16 protein-coding genes are annotated in these 20649 nt (G+C 31.9%); 13 read left to right on the top strand and 3 right to left on the bottom strand.

Annotation, left to right across the window (positions count from 1 at the left end):
• The first annotated feature begins 43 nt into the window (after nucleotides 1-43).
• From grdC to ACWOA3_RS05690, 3 genes are all read left to right on the top strand, one after another.
• Entirely contained in the window at nucleotides 44-1567 is a 1524-nt protein-coding gene (gene grdC, locus ACWOA3_RS05700) for a glycine/sarcosine/betaine reductase complex component C subunit beta (RefSeq protein WP_456884599.1), read from the top strand.
• Between the two features lie 10 nt (nucleotides 1568-1577).
• Nucleotides 1578-2717, top strand: coding sequence for a glycine/sarcosine/betaine reductase complex component C subunit alpha (grdD, locus tag ACWOA3_RS05695; protein ID WP_456884597.1), 1140 nt, complete (start codon nucleotides 1578-1580; stop codon nucleotides 2715-2717).
• A 358-nt stretch (nucleotides 2718-3075) separates the two neighbouring features.
• A complete protein-coding gene (locus ACWOA3_RS05690; protein ID WP_456884595.1) occupies nucleotides 3076-4446 on the top strand; it encodes an APC family permease in 1371 nt (456 codons plus the stop codon).
• A gap of 60 nt (nucleotides 4447-4506) precedes the next feature.
• Here the strand turns inward: ACWOA3_RS05690 and ACWOA3_RS05685 are convergent, their stop codons facing one another.
• A complete protein-coding gene (locus ACWOA3_RS05685) occupies nucleotides 4507-5199 on the bottom strand; it encodes a GTP pyrophosphokinase (RefSeq protein ID WP_003147803.1) in 693 nt (230 codons plus the stop codon).
• A 406-nt stretch (nucleotides 5200-5605) separates the two neighbouring features.
• On the opposite strand from ACWOA3_RS05685, the gene nrdD reads away from it, so the two are divergent.
• Nucleotides 5606-7789 carry an anaerobic ribonucleoside-triphosphate reductase gene (gene nrdD / locus ACWOA3_RS05680; protein ID WP_003147804.1) on the top strand — a complete coding sequence of 728 codons (2184 nt, stop codon included), beginning with the start codon at nucleotides 5606-5608 and terminating at the stop codon, nucleotides 7787-7789.
• 171 nt (nucleotides 7790-7960) lie between these two features.
• Nucleotides 7961-8707: a hypothetical protein gene (locus ACWOA3_RS05675; protein WP_456884593.1), complete on the top strand. Its 747-nt coding sequence runs from the start codon at nucleotides 7961-7963 to the stop codon at nucleotides 8705-8707.
• A gap of 163 nt (nucleotides 8708-8870) precedes the next feature.
• Here the strand turns inward: ACWOA3_RS05675 and ACWOA3_RS05670 are convergent, their stop codons facing one another.
• Both ACWOA3_RS05670 and ACWOA3_RS05665 read right to left on the bottom strand, forming a co-directional pair.
• On the bottom strand, nucleotides 8871-9296 hold the full coding sequence (locus ACWOA3_RS05670) for an HIT family protein (RefSeq protein ID WP_456884592.1): 426 nt from the start codon (nucleotides 9294-9296) through the stop codon (nucleotides 8871-8873).
• 13 nt (nucleotides 9297-9309) lie between these two features.
• Nucleotides 9310-10134 (bottom strand): purine-nucleoside phosphorylase, encoded by an 825-nt coding sequence (locus tag ACWOA3_RS05665; RefSeq protein WP_003147808.1) that lies wholly within the window; start codon nucleotides 10132-10134, stop codon nucleotides 9310-9312.
• Nucleotides 10135-10477: 343 nt separating this feature from the next.
• Between ACWOA3_RS05665 and ACWOA3_RS05660 the strand changes: the two genes are divergently transcribed.
• From ACWOA3_RS05660 to ACWOA3_RS05625, 8 genes are all read left to right on the top strand, one after another.
• A complete protein-coding gene (locus ACWOA3_RS05660; RefSeq protein WP_003147809.1) occupies nucleotides 10478-11593 on the top strand; it encodes a BMP family lipoprotein in 1116 nt (371 codons plus the stop codon).
• Between the two features lie 630 nt (nucleotides 11594-12223).
• Nucleotides 12224-13330 (top strand): BMP family lipoprotein, encoded by a 1107-nt coding sequence (locus ACWOA3_RS05655; RefSeq protein ID WP_456884589.1) that lies wholly within the window; start codon nucleotides 12224-12226, stop codon nucleotides 13328-13330.
• A gap of 295 nt (nucleotides 13331-13625) precedes the next feature.
• A complete protein-coding gene (locus tag ACWOA3_RS05650) occupies nucleotides 13626-15137 on the top strand; it encodes an ABC transporter ATP-binding protein (protein ID WP_456884587.1) in 1512 nt (503 codons plus the stop codon).
• A gap of 12 nt (nucleotides 15138-15149) precedes the next feature.
• Nucleotides 15150-16214, top strand: coding sequence for an ABC transporter permease (locus tag ACWOA3_RS05645; protein ID WP_048801994.1), 1065 nt, complete (start codon nucleotides 15150-15152; stop codon nucleotides 16212-16214).
• The gene (locus tag ACWOA3_RS05640; RefSeq protein WP_442566809.1) at nucleotides 16215-17135 is read left to right on the top strand and encodes an ABC transporter permease subunit; all 921 of its coding nucleotides are present in this window, start codon (nucleotides 16215-16217) and stop codon (nucleotides 17133-17135) included.
• Between the two features lie 154 nt (nucleotides 17136-17289).
• On the top strand, nucleotides 17290-17433 hold the full coding sequence (locus tag ACWOA3_RS05635) for a hypothetical protein (protein ID WP_456884584.1): 144 nt from the start codon (nucleotides 17290-17292) through the stop codon (nucleotides 17431-17433).
• Nucleotides 17434-17478: 45 nt separating this feature from the next.
• Complete coding sequence (locus ACWOA3_RS05630; RefSeq protein WP_003147818.1) at nucleotides 17479-17817, top strand: hypothetical protein; 339 nt, start codon at nucleotides 17479-17481, stop codon at nucleotides 17815-17817.
• Nucleotides 17818-18463: 646 nt separating this feature from the next.
• Nucleotides 18464-20649 (top strand): Spy0128 family protein (locus ACWOA3_RS05625; protein ID WP_456884582.1); only part of this gene is annotated, 2186 nt, incomplete at its 3' end.

Here is a 20649-nt window from a genome sequence, read left to right as displayed (position 1 = left end):
GGGGAGCTGAGGGTAGGTATCTTACCCTCAGCACACAATAGCTATGAATTATCCAGTATTTAAGGGAGCAGGATACATTCTTGTTCACACACCAGATATGATAGTAAGAAATGGATCTACTTGCTCAATAGAAAGAGTAACGAATCCAGATTCTGAGTTTTTAAAAGAAGTATCGAATCATATTCGTTCATATGAAGAAGTAGTTAACTACTTACCTAACCAAGTGTATATCGGGAATAAAACTCCTGATGAGTTAAAAGCTTACCCAATGCCTTGGTATGATATTAAAGACGAGCAAGGTCAACGTCACGGAAAATTTGGACAAATTGTTCCTCAAGATGAGTTCTTAGCTTTGATGAAAATCTGTGATGCTTTTGATTTAGTAAAACTATCAGAAGAGTTTGTAGCCAGTGTTCGTCCGAAAATAGAGGAAAACTTCAAAGAGCTAGCTCCTTTATTCGATAAATTAGAAGGAACTGATATAAACGATAAAGAAGATGATTTTGAAGCATTGGTTCACGAAGGAAAAGTAGTTGGTTATGTCAAAAAAGCTCATGATGTCGATGTGAACTTGAATGCTCATGTTATATTTGAAAATCTAGTAGTTAAGGCTTCTGGAGTTATTTCAGCATTAGAATTACTGCGTAGTTACAAAATAAATCCAGAAGATATTGATTATGTAGTTGAATGTTCTGAAGAAGCTTGTGGAGATATTAACCAACGTGGTGGTGGTAACTTCGCTAAATCTATAGCTGAGGTTGTAGGATTGGTTAATGCTACTGGTTCTGACCTAAGAGGTTTCTGTGCAGCACCAACTCATGCTTTAATAAGTGCATCAGCGTTAGTAAAATCTGGTGTTTACAAAAATGTTTTAGTGGTTGCGGGTGGAGCCAGTGCTAAACTTGGAATGAATGGTAAAGATCACGTTAAAAAAGGTCTACCAGTTCTTGAAGATGTACTAGGTGGATTCGCTGTTCTTATCGGTGAAAATGATGGAGTAAATCCAATAATAAGAACTGATCTAGTAGGAAAACATAATGTAGGAACAGGATCTTCACCACAGGCTGTAATGGGAGCTTTAGTAGCTAATCCATTAGATAAAGCTAATCTAAAAATTACAGATGTTGATGTATTTTCTGTAGAAATGCAAAATCCAGACATTACTAAGTCTGCAGGAGCAGGAAATGTTCCTGAAGCTAACTACAAAATGATTGCGGCTTTAGCAGCAATGCGCGGAGACATTGAGAAAAAAGAATTGAAATCATTTATCGAAGCAAAAGGATTACCTGGCTGGGCTCCAACTCAAGGACACATTCCTTCAGGTGTGCCATATGTAGGATTCTTAATTGATGATCTTACAAAAGGAGATAAAAACCGTGCTATGATAGTAGGTAAAGGAAGTTTATTCCTAGGAAGAATGACTAACTTATTCGATGGGGTATCTATTGTAATTGAAAGAAATAATGGAGCTGTAGAAGGAGAAACTACAGAAACTTCTAAAGATGAAATAAGAAAAATTATAGCAGAATCAATGAGAAAAATTTCCCAAGAAATGTTAGAAGAATAGGGGTGATACTATGAGTAAAAAAATTATATCAGAAGTATTGCTAGAAGTAGCTAATGCCATAGAAACAGGAAACTTTGGCAAAAAATTAAAAGTTGGTTTAACAACTTTAGGTAGTGAACATGGCTTTGAAAATTTAGTTCAAGGTGCGATATTAGCTAAAAATCCTATATTCGATATAGTTTTAATAGGTAAAGGGCATAAGGACTTCGAATCATATGAAGCAAAAGATGAAGAAGAAGCTCATAAAATAATGGAAGACCTATTAGATAAAGGGGAAATAGCATCTTGTGTTACAATGCACTATAACTTTCCTATTGGAGTTTCTACAGTAGGTAGGGTTATTACACCTGCTAGAGGGCGTGAAATGCTTCTTGCAACAACTACAGGTACTTCTGCTACTAATAGAGTAGAAGCTATGGTGAGAAATACATTATACGGTATTGCAACTGCGAAATCACTAGGAATAGAAAATCCTACAGTAGGAATTGCAAATGTAGAAGGTGCAAGACAAGTTGAAAAAATATTATTAGACCTTAAAGGTAATGGGTACAATTTTGAATTTGCAACATCACAAAGAGCAGATGGTGGATCGGTAATGAGAGGGAATGATTTGCTAATGGCTACACCAGATGTTATGGTTGTTGATTCATTGACTGGGAATTTGTTTATGAAGGTATTTTCAGCGTTTAATACTGGTGGAGATTATGAGGCTAGTGGCTATGGTTATGGTCCTGGTGTTGGTGAAGATTATGATAGAAAAATATTAATCTTGTCAAGAGCATCAGGTTCACCAGTCGTAGCAAATGCATTGAAATATGCTTATGAGATAGCTAAAGGTAAAGTTAATGAAATAGCTAAACTAGAATACAAAAAAGCAAATAATGCCAAATTAGGGGAACTAATTTCAAAATTAAAAGTTAAAAAAGAAGGGTCAAATACTGAGGAAGTGAAAGTGCCTGAGAAAGAAGTAGTAACTTCACAAATATCAGGAGTAGACATATTGGATCTTGAAGATGCTACTAAATTATTATGGAAACATGGTATCTATGCAGAAAGTGGAATGGGATGCACAGGACCAATAGTTCTAGTAAATTCTTCTAAAAAACCAAATGCAAAAGAAATTCTAAAAGAAGCGGGATATATTTCTTAAAATATAAAAAAGGGTAAAATTATTATTAATTAAACATTAGAAATAAGAAGATAATATAAGTTAAATATTAATTTAAGTGGGAATAACTTTTAAATGATGTTTATTAGAGAGGTTAGGGTTGTTAAATAATTATAATATTAGTAAATATAGTTTTGGATAGTTTATTGATACTAAAATAGAGTATCACTAACTCTCTAGAGAGCTATGTGAAGTAATTTAGTGATGGAACAATTATAAGTTTATGGTGTTCTAGTTTCTTTAATATTGGAAAGGTTATTCCTACTTTTTAGTTTATTGAAGTATGAGTTTAAAGAAGAGATGAAAAAGTAATTTGAATGAATAATGGGAGGGGAGATTGATGAGAATTTTTAGAAAAAAAACATTGGAAACAATACTTCATGGAAGTGATAAAAAAACTTTGAAGCCTACTATGAGAACTTTTGACTTAGTGTTATTAGGAGTAGGATCTGTAATTGGTTCAGGAATTCTTGTTCTTACAGGAGAAGCGTCTTCTAAAGCTGGTCCATCTGTAGTGTTTTCGTTTTTAATTGCGGGATTAGCCTGTGGTCTAACTGCCTTATGTTATGCGGAACTATCATCGACAATACCATCAAGCGGTAGCGTTTATACGTATAGCTATATAACCTTAGGTGAAGTAGTAGCACACTTGATGGGGTGGCTTCTTGGAGGAAGTTATATAATCGCAGGGGCAGCAATTGCGAATGGTTGGTCCAGCTATTTTAAAAATTTATTAGAAGGCTTTGGAGTCAAAATACCTAGAGAATTTACTAGTTTGCCTTCTGAGGGTGGCTATGGAAATATCTTGGCTATAGTCGTTGTTTTACTGATTATGTTAGTGTTATTTAGAGGGACGAGTAGCAGTAAGCTAGTTAATAATTTTATGGTGTCTATTAAAATTATAGTAATTATTCTATTTGTTCTGGTGGGAGTCTTTTATGTGAAGCCTAATAACTGGACTGATAGCTTCGCTCCGCAAGGTTTATCAGGAGTTATGATAGGAGCCACAACAGTGTTCTTCGCTTATCTTGGATTCGATACTATTTCAACTTCAGCAGAAGAAGCTATAAATCCACAAAAATCATTACCGAGATCTATTATAATAACGTTGCTAATCTGCACAGCTTTTTATATTGTTGTTTGTCTAATTTTAACAGGTATGGTTCCATATTCACAATTAGGAAAAGGAGATGCACTTGCGTATGTATTGGAAGTAGTTGGGCAAGGTAAAATTGCAGGAATAGTTTCCTTAGGAGCTGTATTAGGACTTTTAGCAGGACCATTAGCTACTATGTATGCTTCAATTAGAATATTATATACTATGAGTAGAGATGGATTATTACCGAAAAAACTAAGTGAATTGAATAAGAATGATGTACCAGGTTCAACGACAATAGGTGCAGGTATTTTAATGGCTGTGTTGACAGGATTTTTACCGCTAGGTCAACTAGCTGACCTTGCTAATGTAGCATGGATTATAGCATTTGCGTTGGTTAGTTATTCAACTATCATAATAAGGAAACAATATCCTGATGCCAAACGTGGTTTTACTATGCCAGGGATGCCGTATTTACCAATTATCTCAATACTACTATTTGTAATATTATTATATGGTATACAGTTATCTACATGGTTAATATTCGGTAGCTGGATTTTAATTGGTTTAGTGATTTACTTTAGTTATTCTATGAAACATAGTTTAGAAAAATAGGTTATATGAACAAAATAAACCTCTAATATAGGATTTTTACCTAATATTAGAGGTTTATTCTTATAGAAATTGTGAATCATCTTCTATAATTTCTTTAACCTTTTGCATTTGATTGTCTAGTTTAGCACTTATTTCAGCACAGAGTAGTAGGCGTCGTTCGATTTCTTTCTCTTTTTCCTCACTAAGATTTTTCTTGTATCGAAGTTTGTGTTCTAAACTTGCCCAGAAATCCATAGCTATAGTTCTAAATTGAACTTCGACAGCAACATGTTCGACTTTATCTGATAAAAAGATAGGTACTTTTACAATAAGGTGGTAGCTTCTATATCCATTTTCTTTATAATTTTTAATATAGTCTTTTTCAGCTATTACAGTTAAATCGTCCTGTTGTTTCAAGGCATCTACAAGTTTATATACATCGTTTTTAAATGAACATATAACACGGACACCAGCAACATCATAAATATTGTCTTTTATTGTGTCTATGTCAAAGGGCAAATTTAACCTTTTTAGTTTATTCATTAAACTGATTGGTGTTTTTAATCTAGTAGAGACTGATTCGATAGGATTACTTTCTCCATGTAGAGAGAATTCTTTATCAAATACATTAAGTTTTGTTTCAATCTCAAGCATAGCACATTCATAGTGCATAAATAATTCAACATAAGGCTCTAGTTCGTTTATTAATAATGAGTTGTCATTTTCCATAGAAAATAATTGATCTGTTAGTTTCTCTATTTGTGTTTTTTTCATATGTCTTTTCTCACTTTATTCTTTAATACAATTTTATCATAAATTACATTATTAAAACATAGTTTAAGTAATAAAATAATAATTTTTTTGGTTATAGGTGAACTTTTTAAGTGTCATTTTTAATTATTATTATGTTGGGGATAAAGAATCTGTATTATAAATAAAAATAAAAAGAAAATAATACAGAAGCTTATGTAAACCATGATAATTGCTGATATTATAGGATTTTCAAGATATCTTTTTAAAAACAGTAAGGCTATAAAAATTCACAATTGACCTCAAAGGCTACGCTATAGGATTTCTAGATTTCCGGGAAATATTTATCGTAGACAGAGGAAATATTTTGAGATAAGATAGTATTATAACGTTTTTATTAAACTAAGATTATATAGGAATGAGGGATAACATGCGTAATAATAATTTATATTCATACACACAAGCGAAGGTGGATAGTTTAATGAATAATCTATTAGTTATAAAAAGAGATGGTAGAATAGTTAAATTTGATGCTGAAAAAATTTATAAAGCGATAGAAAAAGCGATTCATTCTGTATTTGGAAAAAATCATAGCGTTAATATTGATGGAATTGTTGATAATGTCATTATTGAAATAGGGAACAGATTTAAAGATAATATTAAAATTTATGAACTTCAAAATATTGTTGAACATACGCTACTTACTTTGGGAGAAGAAGCAATATATGAAGAGTATGTTAGCTATAGAAGTATGAGGGATATTGAACGTGAACGTAGTCTTGATATTAATGTAGCTATTGAAAAACTAGTTAATCGTGATGAAAATGTAGTTAATGAGAATGCCAATAAAGACAGTTTAGTATTTAATACTCATAGAGACCTAACAAGTGGTATTGTGGCTAAAGCTATAGGTCTTAAAATGTTACCGAAACATGTAGCTAACGCTCATCAAAAAGGAGATATTCACTATCATGATTTAGATTATTCTCCGTATCAACCTTTAACAAACTGCTGTTTAATTGATTTCAAAGAAATGTTAACAAAAGGATTCAAAATAGGAAATGCAGACGTAGATAGTCCGAAGAGTATTCAAACAGCAACAGCTCAAATGGCTCAAATAATAGCTAATGTTGCATCAAGTCAATATGGTGGATGTAGTGCTGATAGAATAGATGAGGTGCTTGCTCCTTTTGCTAAGTTAAATTATGAGAAGAATTTAAAAATGGCACAAGAGTGGATAGATGATGAGGAAAAACAAAAAGCTTTTGCAGATAAAAAAACAAAAAAAGATATTTTTGATGCGATGCAGTCTTTAGAATATGAAATAAACACTTTATATTCATCACAAGGGCAAACACCATTCACTTCTTTAGGTTTTGGTCTAGGTGAGGGATATTTTGAAAAAGAAATACAAAAAGCAATTCTGCAAGTTAGAATAGATGGTTTAGGAAAAGAAAAAAGAACAGCGATTTTTCCTAAGTTGATTTTTGTTATTAAAGATGGTTTGAACTTAAAACCAACAGATCCAAACTACGATGTAAAAGAACTAGCATTATCATGTGCAACTCAAAGAATGTATCCAGATGTTTTGATGTATGATACAATTACGAAGATAACAGGAAGTTGTAAAACTCCTATGGGATGTAGATCATTTTTACCTGCATGGAGAAATGAACAAGGTGAGCTTGTGGAAAGTGGTCGTATGAACCTTGGTGTAGTAACTTTAAATCTTCCTAGAATAGCACTAGAATCTAAGGGTAGTAAAGATGAATTTTGGGAAATCTTTAAAGAAAGATTAGCTATTTGTAAAGATGCACTAGATTACAGAGCGAAACGTTGTGGTGAAGCAAAACCTCAAAATGCACCAATTCTTTATATGCACGGAGCATTTGGAAAACGTCTAAAACCTGAGGATAGGGTTAAACAACTTTTTGATAATAAACGTTCTACATTATCACTAGGTTATATTGGATTATATGAGGTTGCGAGTGTATTTTATGGTGGTGACTGGGAGAAAAATCCTGAAGCGAAGGAATTTACATTAGACATTATGCGTTATATGAAAGAATGCGTTGATAAGTGGACTGAAGAAGGTGATTATTGGTATAGTATTTATTCAACACCTAGTGAGTCTCTAACTGATAGATTCTGTCGCATGGATACTGAGAAGTTCGGTATTGTAGAGAATATTACAGATAAAGAATATTATACTAATTCATATCACTACGATGTTAGAAAAAATCCAACACCTTTTGAGAAACTAGATTTCGAAAAAGATTATCCTTATTACGCTAGTGGTGGATTTATCCATTACTGTGAATATCCGGTGCTAAAACAAAATCCTAAGGCACTAGAAGCGGTTTGGGATTTTGCATATGACAAAGTGGGATACCTTGGAACGAATACACCTATCGATCGTTGCTATAAATGTGGTTATGAAGGAGAATTTGAACCAACTAAAAAAGGATTTAAATGCCCTGAGTGTGGAAATAGAGATCCGAAGAGTTGCGATGTAGTAAAAAGAACATGTGGCTACCTAGGTAATCCACAAGCTAGACCGATGATTAAAGGTCGTCATAAAGAAATAGTAGCAAGGGTTAAACACTTAAAATAAAAATAATTAGCAATAAGAAGCAATATTCTAATAATTGATTATTGCTTCTATTTTTTTTCAAAACAAACAGAACAAAAAATAATCTATAAAAATAAAAACCTTTAAATTCTTTACATTATTTGATTTTTTTGATAAAATCAATACTGATAAGAAATTAGGAGGAATTCAAACATGGGTAAAATTTTTAAGGGTGCTTTATTAGGAGCAGTGAGTGCATTAGGAGCTTATTATTATAAAAATCCGAAAGAGTTAGAAAAACACAAAGAATTACTAAAAGAAAATACTAAAAATGGTATTGAGAAATTAACTGCTATTATTAACGAAAAAACTCAAGAATTAGAAGCTCAAGCACAAGAAGAAAAAGATGTTGCTAAAGAAAAATTAGAAGAACTAACAGCAACTGAAGAAGCTGAAAAAGTGAAAGAAAACTTTGTTCAACTTGGCGCTAAAGCAGAAGAAGTAAAAGAAGATATAGTAGCAGAAACTACTGAGAAAGTAGAAGAAGTAAAAGAAGCAGCAGAGCCTGTAGTGGAAAAAGCACAAGAAGTAGCAGAACTAGTAGTGGAAAAAGCACAAGAAGTAGCAGAACCAGTAGTAGAAGCAACACAAGAAGTAATAGAACCTGTTGTAGAAAAAACACAAGATGCGGTTGAAGAAGTGAAAGAATATTTTTCACACGTTACTGAGCCTACTTTTACGAAAGTAGAAGGGTTCGCAGAAGAAGCTAAAGAAACAGCTGAAACTCACTATGAAGAAAAAGTAGAACCTACATTTGAACAAATTCACGAAACAGTAGCTCCTGTAATTGAAAAAGCAGAAGAAGTAAAAGAAGAAGCTGAAGAATTTGTTGAAGAAAAACCAAAAACTACTTTAGATTCAATCGTTTCTTTATTTGCATCAAAAGAAGGAAGAAAATAATAGAATAATATAAAAATACGAGAACTGAGGATTTATCTCAGACTCGTATTTTTTATGTTAAGAATAAAAAACTAGGTAAATTCATTATTGCTTACCATTCAAAAAGTTAGACGCTTTGGTCTAATTTTATGGTTACACATAAATCACCTAGTTTTTCTTGTTATTATAGTTTGTTAGCTATAGCTTTTCTAATTTCTTCGAATTCTGCTGGTTCAACTTTTTGTGGTGGCCATTTAACTTCTAAGTTATCGAAGTTTGTATCTTTGTCTTTGTATCTTGGTACAATGTGGAAGTGTAGGTGGAATACACTTTGTCCTGCATATTCTTCATTGTTTTGGAAGATATTAACACCATCGCACCCATATGCGTCTTTCACAGCATTAGCGATTTTTGGAAGAACTCGTCCGATATTAGCGGCTGTTTCTGGATCGCAGTCGAAGATATTTCTACTATGTTTTTTAGGTATTACTAATGTATGTCCTTTTGTTATAGGAAATACATCTAAAAAGCTGTATACATGTTCATCTTCATATACTTTGTAACTTGGGATTTCTCCATCGATAATTTTTTCGAAAATAGTTTTCTCCATAATTTTACTCCTTCTATTTTAAGTTTTCTAATGTTTCTATTAAAAGATTTTTCAGGTTTATACTAATTTTTTGTGCAGTTTTTAATACATGCTCATGGTCGTGTTTTTTCTCTTGTATACCTGTTGCCATATTAGTAGCACAAGCTAAAACAGCAACTGGAAGTGATGCGTGGTTTGCAGCGATTACTTCTGGAACTGTAGACATTCCTACAAGATCACATCCCATTGTTTTGAATGCACGAATTTCAGCACGTGTTTCAAAGTAAGGACCTTGGAAGAATCCATAAACACCTGTGTGTAAAGTAATATCTAGTTTTTTAGCAGAATTGTGTAAGTTTTCTACTAGATATGGGTTGAATGGTGTAGTCATATCAACGAATCTTTCACCTAGACGGGGATCGTTTTCTCCCATTAGAGGGTTTTTACTCACTAGTGAAATAAAGTCGTCAAGACATACAATATCACCTTCACTGAAGTTAGTATTAATAGCACCACATGCGTTAGTGATGAATAATCCTTTTACTCCTAAAAATTTAACAACATATGTCATAAAAGCAACATCTTTCATGCTATATCCTTCATAGAAGTGAAGGCGACCGTTTAATACTAGAACGTTTTTACCAGAGATTTTACCAAAAGTTAGTTTGTTAGCATGACCTTTAACTCGATTAGCGTGTTTATTTCCTGGGAAAAGTGGAATAGCCTCATAACCAAGTTCTTGTTGATCTTCAAGTTCAAGTGTAATACCACTTCCTAAAACTACTGCATAGTCAATAGGTTCCCCAAAATATTTCTTTATGTAGTTTGCAGTTTCTACAATATTTTCATAATATGTCATAATACAAATCCTCCTGAAAATGCTTTATCAAAAATATTATAGCATAAAACATTCAGAAAATATATAATTTCTAACCTATTTATTATTAACGTTTACAATTTTAGAGATTAATTTCAAAACAAAGTAATAGTTGATAGGATGAATTATATAGATTATATATAATAAAATTAGTATTCTAGTCTAATTGAAAAATAGAAAGTACTAAATCATTAGGAATCATAGTATTTTTTTAGAAGTATATTTTATGTTATTTATATTTTTTAAAATCTTAAAAAAATATCTTGCAAACGATTCAAAAAAGTAGTATTATGGTCTTAGTACATAAATTTTTAAGGAGGATATTATGAAAAAATTACGTACTATATTTGCAATTTTAGTTGCATTATCATTAATAGTTGTTGGTTGTTCTTCAAAAAATGCTAAGAACGACACTAAATCTGGCGATAAGAGTGGATATAAAATTGGTGTCGTAACTGGTGAAGGTGGAGCAAAAGATAAGAGTTTTAACCAAGCTAACGTAGAGGCAATTCAAGCATGGACGAAAGCTAATGGTGCAAAAGAGCCAGTTGTTTTAGAAACAAAAACTCAATCAGATTTAACTTCTAATTTACAAAATGCGGCAAAAGTGTCTGATATTATTTCTTTAGCTGGTTATGAATTTGAAAAAGAAATTCCAAAAGTAGCGGAACAATATAAAGATAAAAAATTCATGTATGTTGATACTTTTGTTGATGCGCCTAATATTGCTTCATTAATCTTTAAAGAACAAGAAGCTGGTTATTTAGCTGGATATATTGCAGCTTTACAATCTAAAACAGGAAAAGTTGGATATATTGGAGGAACTAAAATTCCACCAGTAGAAAGATTTGGTATTGGATTTGTACAAGGTGCTAAAGCAGCTAAAAGTGATATTAAAGTAATGTACAATTACAGTGGAACTTTTTCAGATACAAATAAAGGGAAAACATTAGCGGCTACTATGTATGACTCAGGAGCAGATGTAATTTTTGTTGCTGCAGGTAATACTGGTAATGGTGTAATATCAGAAGCTAAAGAACGTGGTATTATCGATATGTCTAAGAGCGGAGAGATTAAACACTGGGTTGTTGGTGTAGATAAAGATCAATATGAAGAAGGTATTTTTAAAGGGAAGGATAAAGACGGAAAAGAATACCAAAAATCTGCAGTCCTAACATCAGCTGTAAAAAATATTGAAGTAGCAGTCACTAAAATATTAAATGAAATCAAAGAAGGTAAATTTACAAAAGGTGAACATATCTTTGGTATTAAAGAAAATGGTGTAGGAATTCCAAAAGAAAATCCTAACTTAAGTGATGAAGTTAAAACAAAAGTTGCTAGTGCTATTGAAGAACTAAAATCAGGTAAAGTCGAAGTAGTAGCTACTGGAGATGAATTAAAAGCAAAAGGTTCAGTTACTAATATAGAAGGTGAACTATAATTAAAGAATATAGGAGCTGTTTGAAGCGAAATTTCTAAGAGATTTTGATTTCGGACACTCCTATTTTTTCTAAATAAGATATAGGAAATATCTAATATGTGATAATTTATTAAAGTAAAGCATGTAAAATTATCGCATCTAGAGGAAATAGGATAATAGCTGAATATAATCTATTTTTGCTAATGTTGATTTTAAATATTTATCAAAATCTGTAGTTTTATATAAATTGTTTTATCTTAAGAATAAGTATTAGTATACATTATTATCTAATGATTAGAGTGTGATATTTTAAAGTTCGTAAAATAAAAAATGTAATTAGTTCAATAAAATAAAGTGTTTATCCGAGGAATATAATTAATGTGTAATAATATTATAAAATGTAAAATTCGTATAAAAATGTAAACGTTCTTAATGTTTTGGAAATACTTTATTATTCTAAAATAATCTTATATGAATATAGAAGAATAGATATAATAACGCCTGTAAACACTACTTTTATAGGTTTTTATAGTTAGAAAACGAACATTATGAAAAAATGTTAATATTTTTTTAATAAATTATTGAAGTTTCAAAGATAATGTGGTATTATTTAGATATAAACAATATACAAATAAAGGAGACTTTTTATTTATGAAAAAGGTATTTTCGTTAATAGCAGTTGTTTTATCAGCAGCATTAATTATTGTTGGATGTTCTTCTAAATCATCTAACGGAAATTCATCTTCTAACAACTCTGGATTAAAAATCGGTGTTGTAACTGACGAAGGTGGAGCAAAAGATAAAAGTTTCAACCAAAGTAACGTTGAGACAGTAAAAGCTTGGGCTGAAAAAAATGGTGGAAAAGCACTAAACCCAATCGAAACTAAAAACCAAAGTGATATTGCAGCAAACTTACAAAACGCAGCAAAAGCTTCTGACGTAATTTCATTAGCTGGTTTCTACTTTGAAAAAGAATTACCAAAAGTTGCAGATTCATTTGCAGATAAAAAATTCATCTTCATCGATGGTGTAGTTCAAAACAAAAACGTAGAATCAGTTACATTCTCAGAACACGAAGCAGGATACTTAGCAGGATATGCAGCAGCTTTACAATCAAAAACTGGTAAAGTTGGATACATTGGTGGAGCTAAAATCCCAGCAGTAGTTAAATTTGGTGTTGGGTTCGTTCAAGGTGCTAAAGCAGCTAAAAAAGATATCAAAGTTGTTTACAACTACAGTGGTTCATTCAACGACACTAACAAAGGTAAAACTTTAGCGGCAACTATGTTTGATGCTGGAGCTGACGTAATCTTCGTAGCAGCTGGTGGTACTGGAAGTGGATCTATCAAAGAAGCTCAAGAAAGAGCAACTAAAGATCTTAAAGAAAGCGGAGAAGTTAAACACTGGATCGTTGGTGTAGATAAAGACCAATATTCTGAAGGTGTATTCAAAGCTAAAGATAAAGACGGAAAAGATGTTGAAAAATCAGTTATCTTAACTTCAGCTGTTAAACGTATCGACGTTGCAGTATCTAACATCTTAGACGCTATCAAAGCTGGAAAATTTGAAGGTGGAAAAGCTAAAGTCTTCACTATTAAAGAAGATGGTGTTGGACTTCCAGCAGAAAACCCTAACTTAAGCGATGATATCAAAGCTAAAATTAAAACAGTTGTTGAAGATTTAAAATCTGGTAAAGCAACAGTTGCAGCTGATGCTGCTGGCGTAGCTGATAAAGCTAATATCGACGGAGAACTTTAATTTTAAGAAGTTTATATTATATAAGACCTAGCGATTGCTAGGTCTTTTTTTAGGAAATTATTATTATATTTCTTAAATAGTATTAAAAAATTTATATTATAATTAAAATTATAAAAGTTACAAAACTAGTAGTATATTATAAAATTATAAAACGAATACACCTTGATAATTAATAATTTTATAATAACTGAAATAATGGTAAATATATGAAAAAAATGTATTAAAAAGCTATACTAGTTTGTCAAAATATATTATAATATATGTATGTAAGAATTTATAAAAGAGAGGTAAAGATATGTACGCTATAGAAATGCTAAACATAACTAAAAAGTTTGGCGACTTCTACGCAAATAAAGATATCACTATTCAGGTAAAGAACAATGAAATTCATGCTTTACTTGGTGAAAATGGTGCAGGGAAATCTACGTTGATGTCGGTTCTTTTTGGTATGTACCATCAAGAAGCCGGTGTTATTAAATTGAATGGTAAAGAAGTTGATATTAAAGACCCTAAGCATGCTAACCAACTTGGGATAGGGATGGTGCATCAGCACTTCAAACTTATTAAAAACTTCACTGTTGCTGAAAATATTATTTTAGGTATGGAAGAAGTTAAAGGTGGAAAAATTGATTTAGAAAGTGCTGCAGTAAAAATTAAAGATTTATCTAAAAAATATGGTTTAGAAGTTGATCCTAAAGCATTAGTTGGAGATATTAGTGTTGGGATGCAACAAAGGGTTGAAATTTTAAAAATGTTATATAGAGATGCTAACATTTTAATTTTTGACGAACCTACTGCGGTTTTAACTCCTGCTGAGATTAAAGAATTTTTAGCTATTCTTAAAAATCTACAAGCAGAGGGAAAAACTATTTTATTAATTACTCACAAACTTAACGAGATTATGGCTGTAGCTAACCGTTGTAGTATTATTCGTCGTGGTGAGTACTATGGAACAGTTGAAATAGCAGAAACAACAAAAGAAAAACTAGCTAGTCTTATGATTGGTAAAGACTTAGAAATAATTAAATATGAGCGTTCAAGAGATGGTAAGAAAAATATTCTTGAAGTTTCAGGTGTTTATGCTGACACTGCTGAGAAGAAAGATATTCTACATGACTTCAGCTTAAATGTACGTGAACGTGAAATTCTTGGTATTGCGGGAGTTGACGGGAATGGTCAACAACAATTTGTAGAAGTACTAAATGCTTTACTTAAAGAAACAAAAGGAAAAATTATTTTTGAAGGAAAAGAGATTAATTCATTATCAACAGCAAAACGTAAAGAGCTTGGACTTGAAATTATTGCGGAAGATAGACATAAAGATGGTCTTGTATTAGATTTCAGTGTTGAAGAAAACTCAGTTCTAGAAAACTATTATACAGAAAAATTCTCTAAACGTGGATTCTTGAAAAAGAATATTATTTCAAAATTTGCTAAAGAAATTTGTGAAAAATATGATGTTCGTAAAGCTGGTGATGAAAAAATTTCTGCACGTAGTATGAGTGGTGGTAACCAACAAAAACTTATTATTGGGCGTGCTTTAGAATTAGATCCAAAATTATTAGTAACAACTCAACCTACACGTGGTCTTGATGTTGGAGCTATTAACGGTATCCACAAAATGTTAATTAATTATCGTGATAAAGGTAATGGAGTTCTTCTAATCTCATTTGACTTAGATGAAATCTTAACTTTATCTGATAGAATTGCAGTTATTCACAATGGTAATATCATTGATATTGTGGATAATGATGAAAATGTAACAAAAGAACAACTTGGTCTGCTTATGGCAGGGGTTAAGAAGTAGAGAGGAGAACGTATGTTAAAGAAAGTTTTAACTAATGCGGTGCTACCGATATTAGCTTCATTTATTATTGGAGCAATTCTTATTTCAGCGATAGGGGCAGCACCAGGAGATGTGTTTGGAGTAATCGGAGATATTTTTTCAGACTCAAACAGTATAGCTGAAATTTTTGTATCAACAATTCCGCTTATTTGTACTGGATTATCTGTTGCATTTGCATTTAGAACAGGTTTATTCAACATTGGGGCAGAAGGTCAATTCATTATGGGTGGTCTTTTCGCTGGACTTGTTGCGATTAAAATGGAAGGTATGAACTTCTATTTAGTGTTAATTACTAGTATTTTAGTTGGTGTTGTAGTAGGTGGTCTTTGGGCAGCTATTGCAGGTTACTTAAAAGCTAGATTTAATATTAGTGAAGTAGTTGTAACAATCATGTTAAACTACACAGCTTTATATTTCGTACAATTTGCTGTACCTAAATATATTAAAGGGACTAACGATATTATTTCTAAACCTATCGTTTCAGCTGATGGAACAGGATACTTACAAAATAGTTTAGTTGAAGGTATTTTCAACAACTATCGTTTAGGAACTGATTTATTCTTAGCTATTTTTAGTGTTATTATTTTCTATATCGTTATGGAAAAAACAGTATTCGGTTATGAATTACGTTCTGTAGGATTTAACCCGAATGCATCAAAATTTGTAGGTATGAAAGTTAATAGAAACACAGTGTTATCTATGGCTATTTCAGGAGCTTTCGCTGGTCTAGGTGGTGCTCTTTACAATATGGGACCTGTAGGACAAGTAGTAGCAGGTTCAACATTCCAAGGATTTGGATACATGGGAATCGCGGTTGCATTAATTGGTGCAAACACAGCTGTTGGATCACTATTAGGTGCATTATTATTCGGATTCCTAGGAGTATTAACTCCACAATTGTCATTCATCGGTATTCCAAAAGATATCGCGAATATTTTAATTGGTTTAATCGTATTATTCGTTGCAGCTAAAGCTATCTTTGATAACAAGTTGCTTGATAAATTATTTAGTAGTAAGAAACAGAAAGGAGATAAATAGATGGATACAGTATTATCACTATTAGACTCAATGTTACAATATACTGCACCAATTCTTATAGCTGCCATCGGTGGTTTCTATTCAGAAAAAAGTGGGGTTGTCAACATTGCCCTTGATGGTTTCGTAATCTTTGGATCGTTTGTTGCATCGCTATTAGCATTATCAGTGTTCGATGGATCTCCAACATTATTCCAATTAGTAATTTGTTTAGTTGTTGCAACACTTGCAGGTGGTTTAATGTCATTAATCCACGCATATATCAGTATCAACTTAAAAGCTGACCAAGTTATCTCAGGTACTGCGATTAACTTAATTACACCAGCTATAGCATTATTCTTAGTTAACCACTTTAATGGTACATATGAATTGTTATTAGCAAGTGGTTTCCCAAGATATACAGTATTTGGTAAATTCACTATTTATCCAACAGTATTTATAGCTGTAATCTTAGTAATTGTAACATATTATGTAATTTATAAACGTCCATTCGGATTACGTTTACGTTCTGTTGGGGAAAACCCACAAGCCAGTGATTCACTTGGATTAAACGTATTTAAATATCGTTACATTGGGGTATTTATTTCAGGATGTCTAGCAGGATTAGCTGGAGCTATAATTGCAACTACATTCTCTCAAGGTTTCAATGCAGCAATCACGGTATACGGATTCGGATACTTAGCATTAGCAGCATTAATCTTCGGTAAATATAACCCAATTACAATAACATTAGCTTCGTTATTCTTCGGAGGAACTAAAGTATTCGCTGAGAAAGTTTCTATCTTAGCACCAGATTTACCAATTCCAGTATCATTCTGGAACATGTTCCCATTCGTAGCTACAATCATTGCACTTATCGTATTTTCTAAGAAAACTTCTACTCCAGAAGCACTTGGTATTCCATACGATAAAGGTATGAGATAAGGTTGTATTAAAAAATAATTATATAATAACACTCAGAAATTAAGTTACACTGAGTGTTATTTTTTTATTTAGAGAAAATGTGGTATAATGGTGACAAAGAAACAAGAATAGTCAATAGAAAGTATTATTTTATTGTATAAAGGAGAACTTAGATATGAACAAGAAATTACTTATGGTTCTTGTAGCAGGTGCATTGGTTATAACAGGATGTGCAGCAAAAGAAGCCAATAAAGAAAAAAATGAAAAAAATAACTCAGAACAAAAAGATGTTCCAAAAGAAGAAAAGAAACAAGAATAAAAAGTTGTTCATGATTTAGCAGAAGTAGAAAAATTAATAAATAAAGTGGCAGTTTCAGGCAATGATTTATCAAGATTAAAAGAACAAACTAATTTATTAGCTTGGATTACTCAAGACAGAGTTAGAAAATCAAAATCATCTAATGGAGATGAACTGTTTACTATTTCGAAAGAAGATTATCTAGATGTTATCAATGAATATTCAGATAAAACTTATACTATGAATGAGGCGTTAGGTTTATTAAAAGGACCAAATTTTAACGAATATGAAGTTGAAGCAGCAAAATCGCCATTATATCCAACAAAAAATGAAATACATTATTATAAAGGTGATGATAAAATTGTCTTTGTTGGAATGCCTTTAACAAATAAATATCCACTGTAGTAAAAGAAGGAACTAAAGTAGTAGGAACAGCTAAAAACAAAGCAGATGGAACAGTTACTTTCAATATAGAATATATAGAGGGAAAGTCAAAGTACAGTCGTACGCTTGGTTGTCTTGTTGCGTTCAAAATATGAAAACAATAGCACTAAGAGAGGTGTAATCCTCCCTTAATACTACTGATACTCGGCCATATGGCTTATTTTTTTTGAAAAACGACCAAAACATCAATATGTCCATTGATATTTTGGCCGTTTTGGCAACAATCTGTGAAAAAAGAGAGAATTCTTATTCTCTCTTTTTTATGTTTATTAGGTAAATAATACTTTTTAAAAAAATATGTGATTATTAGAGTAATAGTGACGAATGTGGTTACTAAAATGAAAAATATATTTTAATTATTATTTAGCAGAAAATTGGAGAAAAATTAGTAAAAAATGAGATATTTTTTTAAAAATTAAATAATAATTTCTTTGTTGATTTATACTACAAGAATAAGTTTTTTGTTAAGTTATAATTAAGATAATGATATATATTTTTTATATCATAAAAAAGTGAAAAATCGAAATTAAACTTTTGCAAAATTATAAAAGAATATATATAATATAAAGTAGGGATTTATGCCTAAATATTTAAGGAGGATAATATAGTGAAAAATATTACAAAAAAATATGTTCATGTATTTATGGCAGTTTTGTTAGTATTATCAGTATTTGTACCATTTTTAAAAACTGGTAATACCGTAAAAGCAGCAGAATTACCAGCAAATAAATATAACATGACAGCGACTGTGAAAATCAATAATAATCCAGTTGTAAATAATGCAAAATATGGGGAAGGAAAATTCTATATATCACCAACATATACTTTCCCAAATGATGTAGTATTACAAAATGGAGATTATATGGTTTACCAAGTTCCAAACGAATTTAAAATCGAACAAGATTCAACAACTGATTTGAGAGCAGCAGATGGAACAGTAATCGCGAAATTAACAACAAATAAAGCAGCTAATACGGCAACAGTTACAGTAACAAATCAAGAATACTTTGCTAACTTGCCAGAAGATAAAACAATTACAGCTTTATTTACTGTTGTATGGGCAGATAGTGTTAAGTTAGATACTCCATATAACATTACTTTCCCTGGAGCTGGAAACTATACTCTAACTCGTATTGTTCCAGATGATGACCCAACAGGATTTACGAAATGGGGAGTTCAAGACTCAAGTGATCCTAACTATGTAAACTGGCGTATCCGTATAAACCGTTATGCAAAACACTTTACAAATGTTAATATAGCAGATACCATCCCAGAAGGACAAGTATTAGCTAGTGATATTACAGGATACTATTTCACTGAATGGAATAAAGCAGAAACACGTCCACCATTAGCAAAAACGGATGTAACTATAACAGATCCAAATCATTTTAGCATTAGACCAAACGGAGGTACGTTAGATAACAAAGGTTTATATGTAATGTACAAAACACGTTTAACAGCGCCTGTTGATAATGCTACTAAAAAAGCATTCAACAATGCTACAGCTACAACAGATCAAGGGAATTTTGATATACCAGGTTTTGCGCCACTAACTACAACAGAAGGTATTGGAGCAGGTGGTAAATCAGATGAAGTTGTATTTGAGGTAACTAAAAAACTTGAAGGTAAAGCTCTAGAATCAGATGCTTTCACTTTCCAATTAATTGCACCAGATGGAACTGTACAAGAAGCGAAAAACGATGCTAAAGGAAAAGTAAAATTCCCAGCTGTTAAGTTCTCAAGTACTGGAACATTTAATTACCAAATCAAAGAAGTAGATGGTAAAAAAGGTGGATACACTTATGACACTAAAACTATCAACGCAACAGTTACTGTAGAAGATGTTTACGGTGTTAAAATGGCAAGTGTAAAATATGATAATAAAGAATTCAAAAATACTTATAAAGCAGCTGAAACAACAGTTCAACTAGAAGGAACAAAAGTACTGAAAAACAAAGTACTAGAAGCAGAGAAGTATGAATTCGAATTAAAAGAAAATGGTGCGCTTGTTAGCACAGCTAAGAATGATGCAGCAGGAAAAATTACATTCCCAGTAATTACATATAAAGAAGCAGGGAAACACACTTACACTATTACAGAAAAAGCAGGATCAGGGGATGATGGAGTAGCATATGACCCTAATGCTTATGAAGTTACAGTAGATGTAAAAGATAATGGTGAAGGTAAATTAGTAGCAACAGTGACAGGGTTAGATAACCTAACTTTTGTAAACGTTTATACAGCAAAACCAACAAAAGCAACTATTACGGCGACAAAAGCACTAAACGGAAGCACACTAAAAGATGATCAATTTGAATTTGAACTAAAAGAGGGTGCTAAAGTAGTAGGAACAGCTAAAAACAAAGCAGACGGAACAATTACTTTCGAAGATATTACATATACAGAAGCAGGAGTGCATACATATACTCTAACAGAGAAAGAAGGAACAGAAGGTGGGGTTACGTACGATAAAACTTCTCACGAAGTAAAAGTAGAAGTTACTGACAATGGACAAGGTAAATTAGTAGTGGCAGTAACAGGAAATAACCCAGCATTCACAAATACCTATAAAGCAGCTGAAACAAAAGCAACTATTACGGCGACAAAAGCACTAAACGGAAGCACACTAAAAGATGATCAATTTGAATTTGAACTAAAAGAGGGTGCTAAAGTAGTAGGAACAGCTAAAAACAAAGCAGACGGAACAATTACTTTCGAAGATATTACATATACAGAAGCAGGAGTGCATACATATACTCTAACAGAGAAAGAAGGAACAGAAGGTGGGGTTAC

This window comes from Gemella taiwanensis, assembly GCF_054054385.1.
Note: the sequence above shows the minus strand (reverse complement) of the source record. Positions and strands in the feature narration are given on the sequence as shown.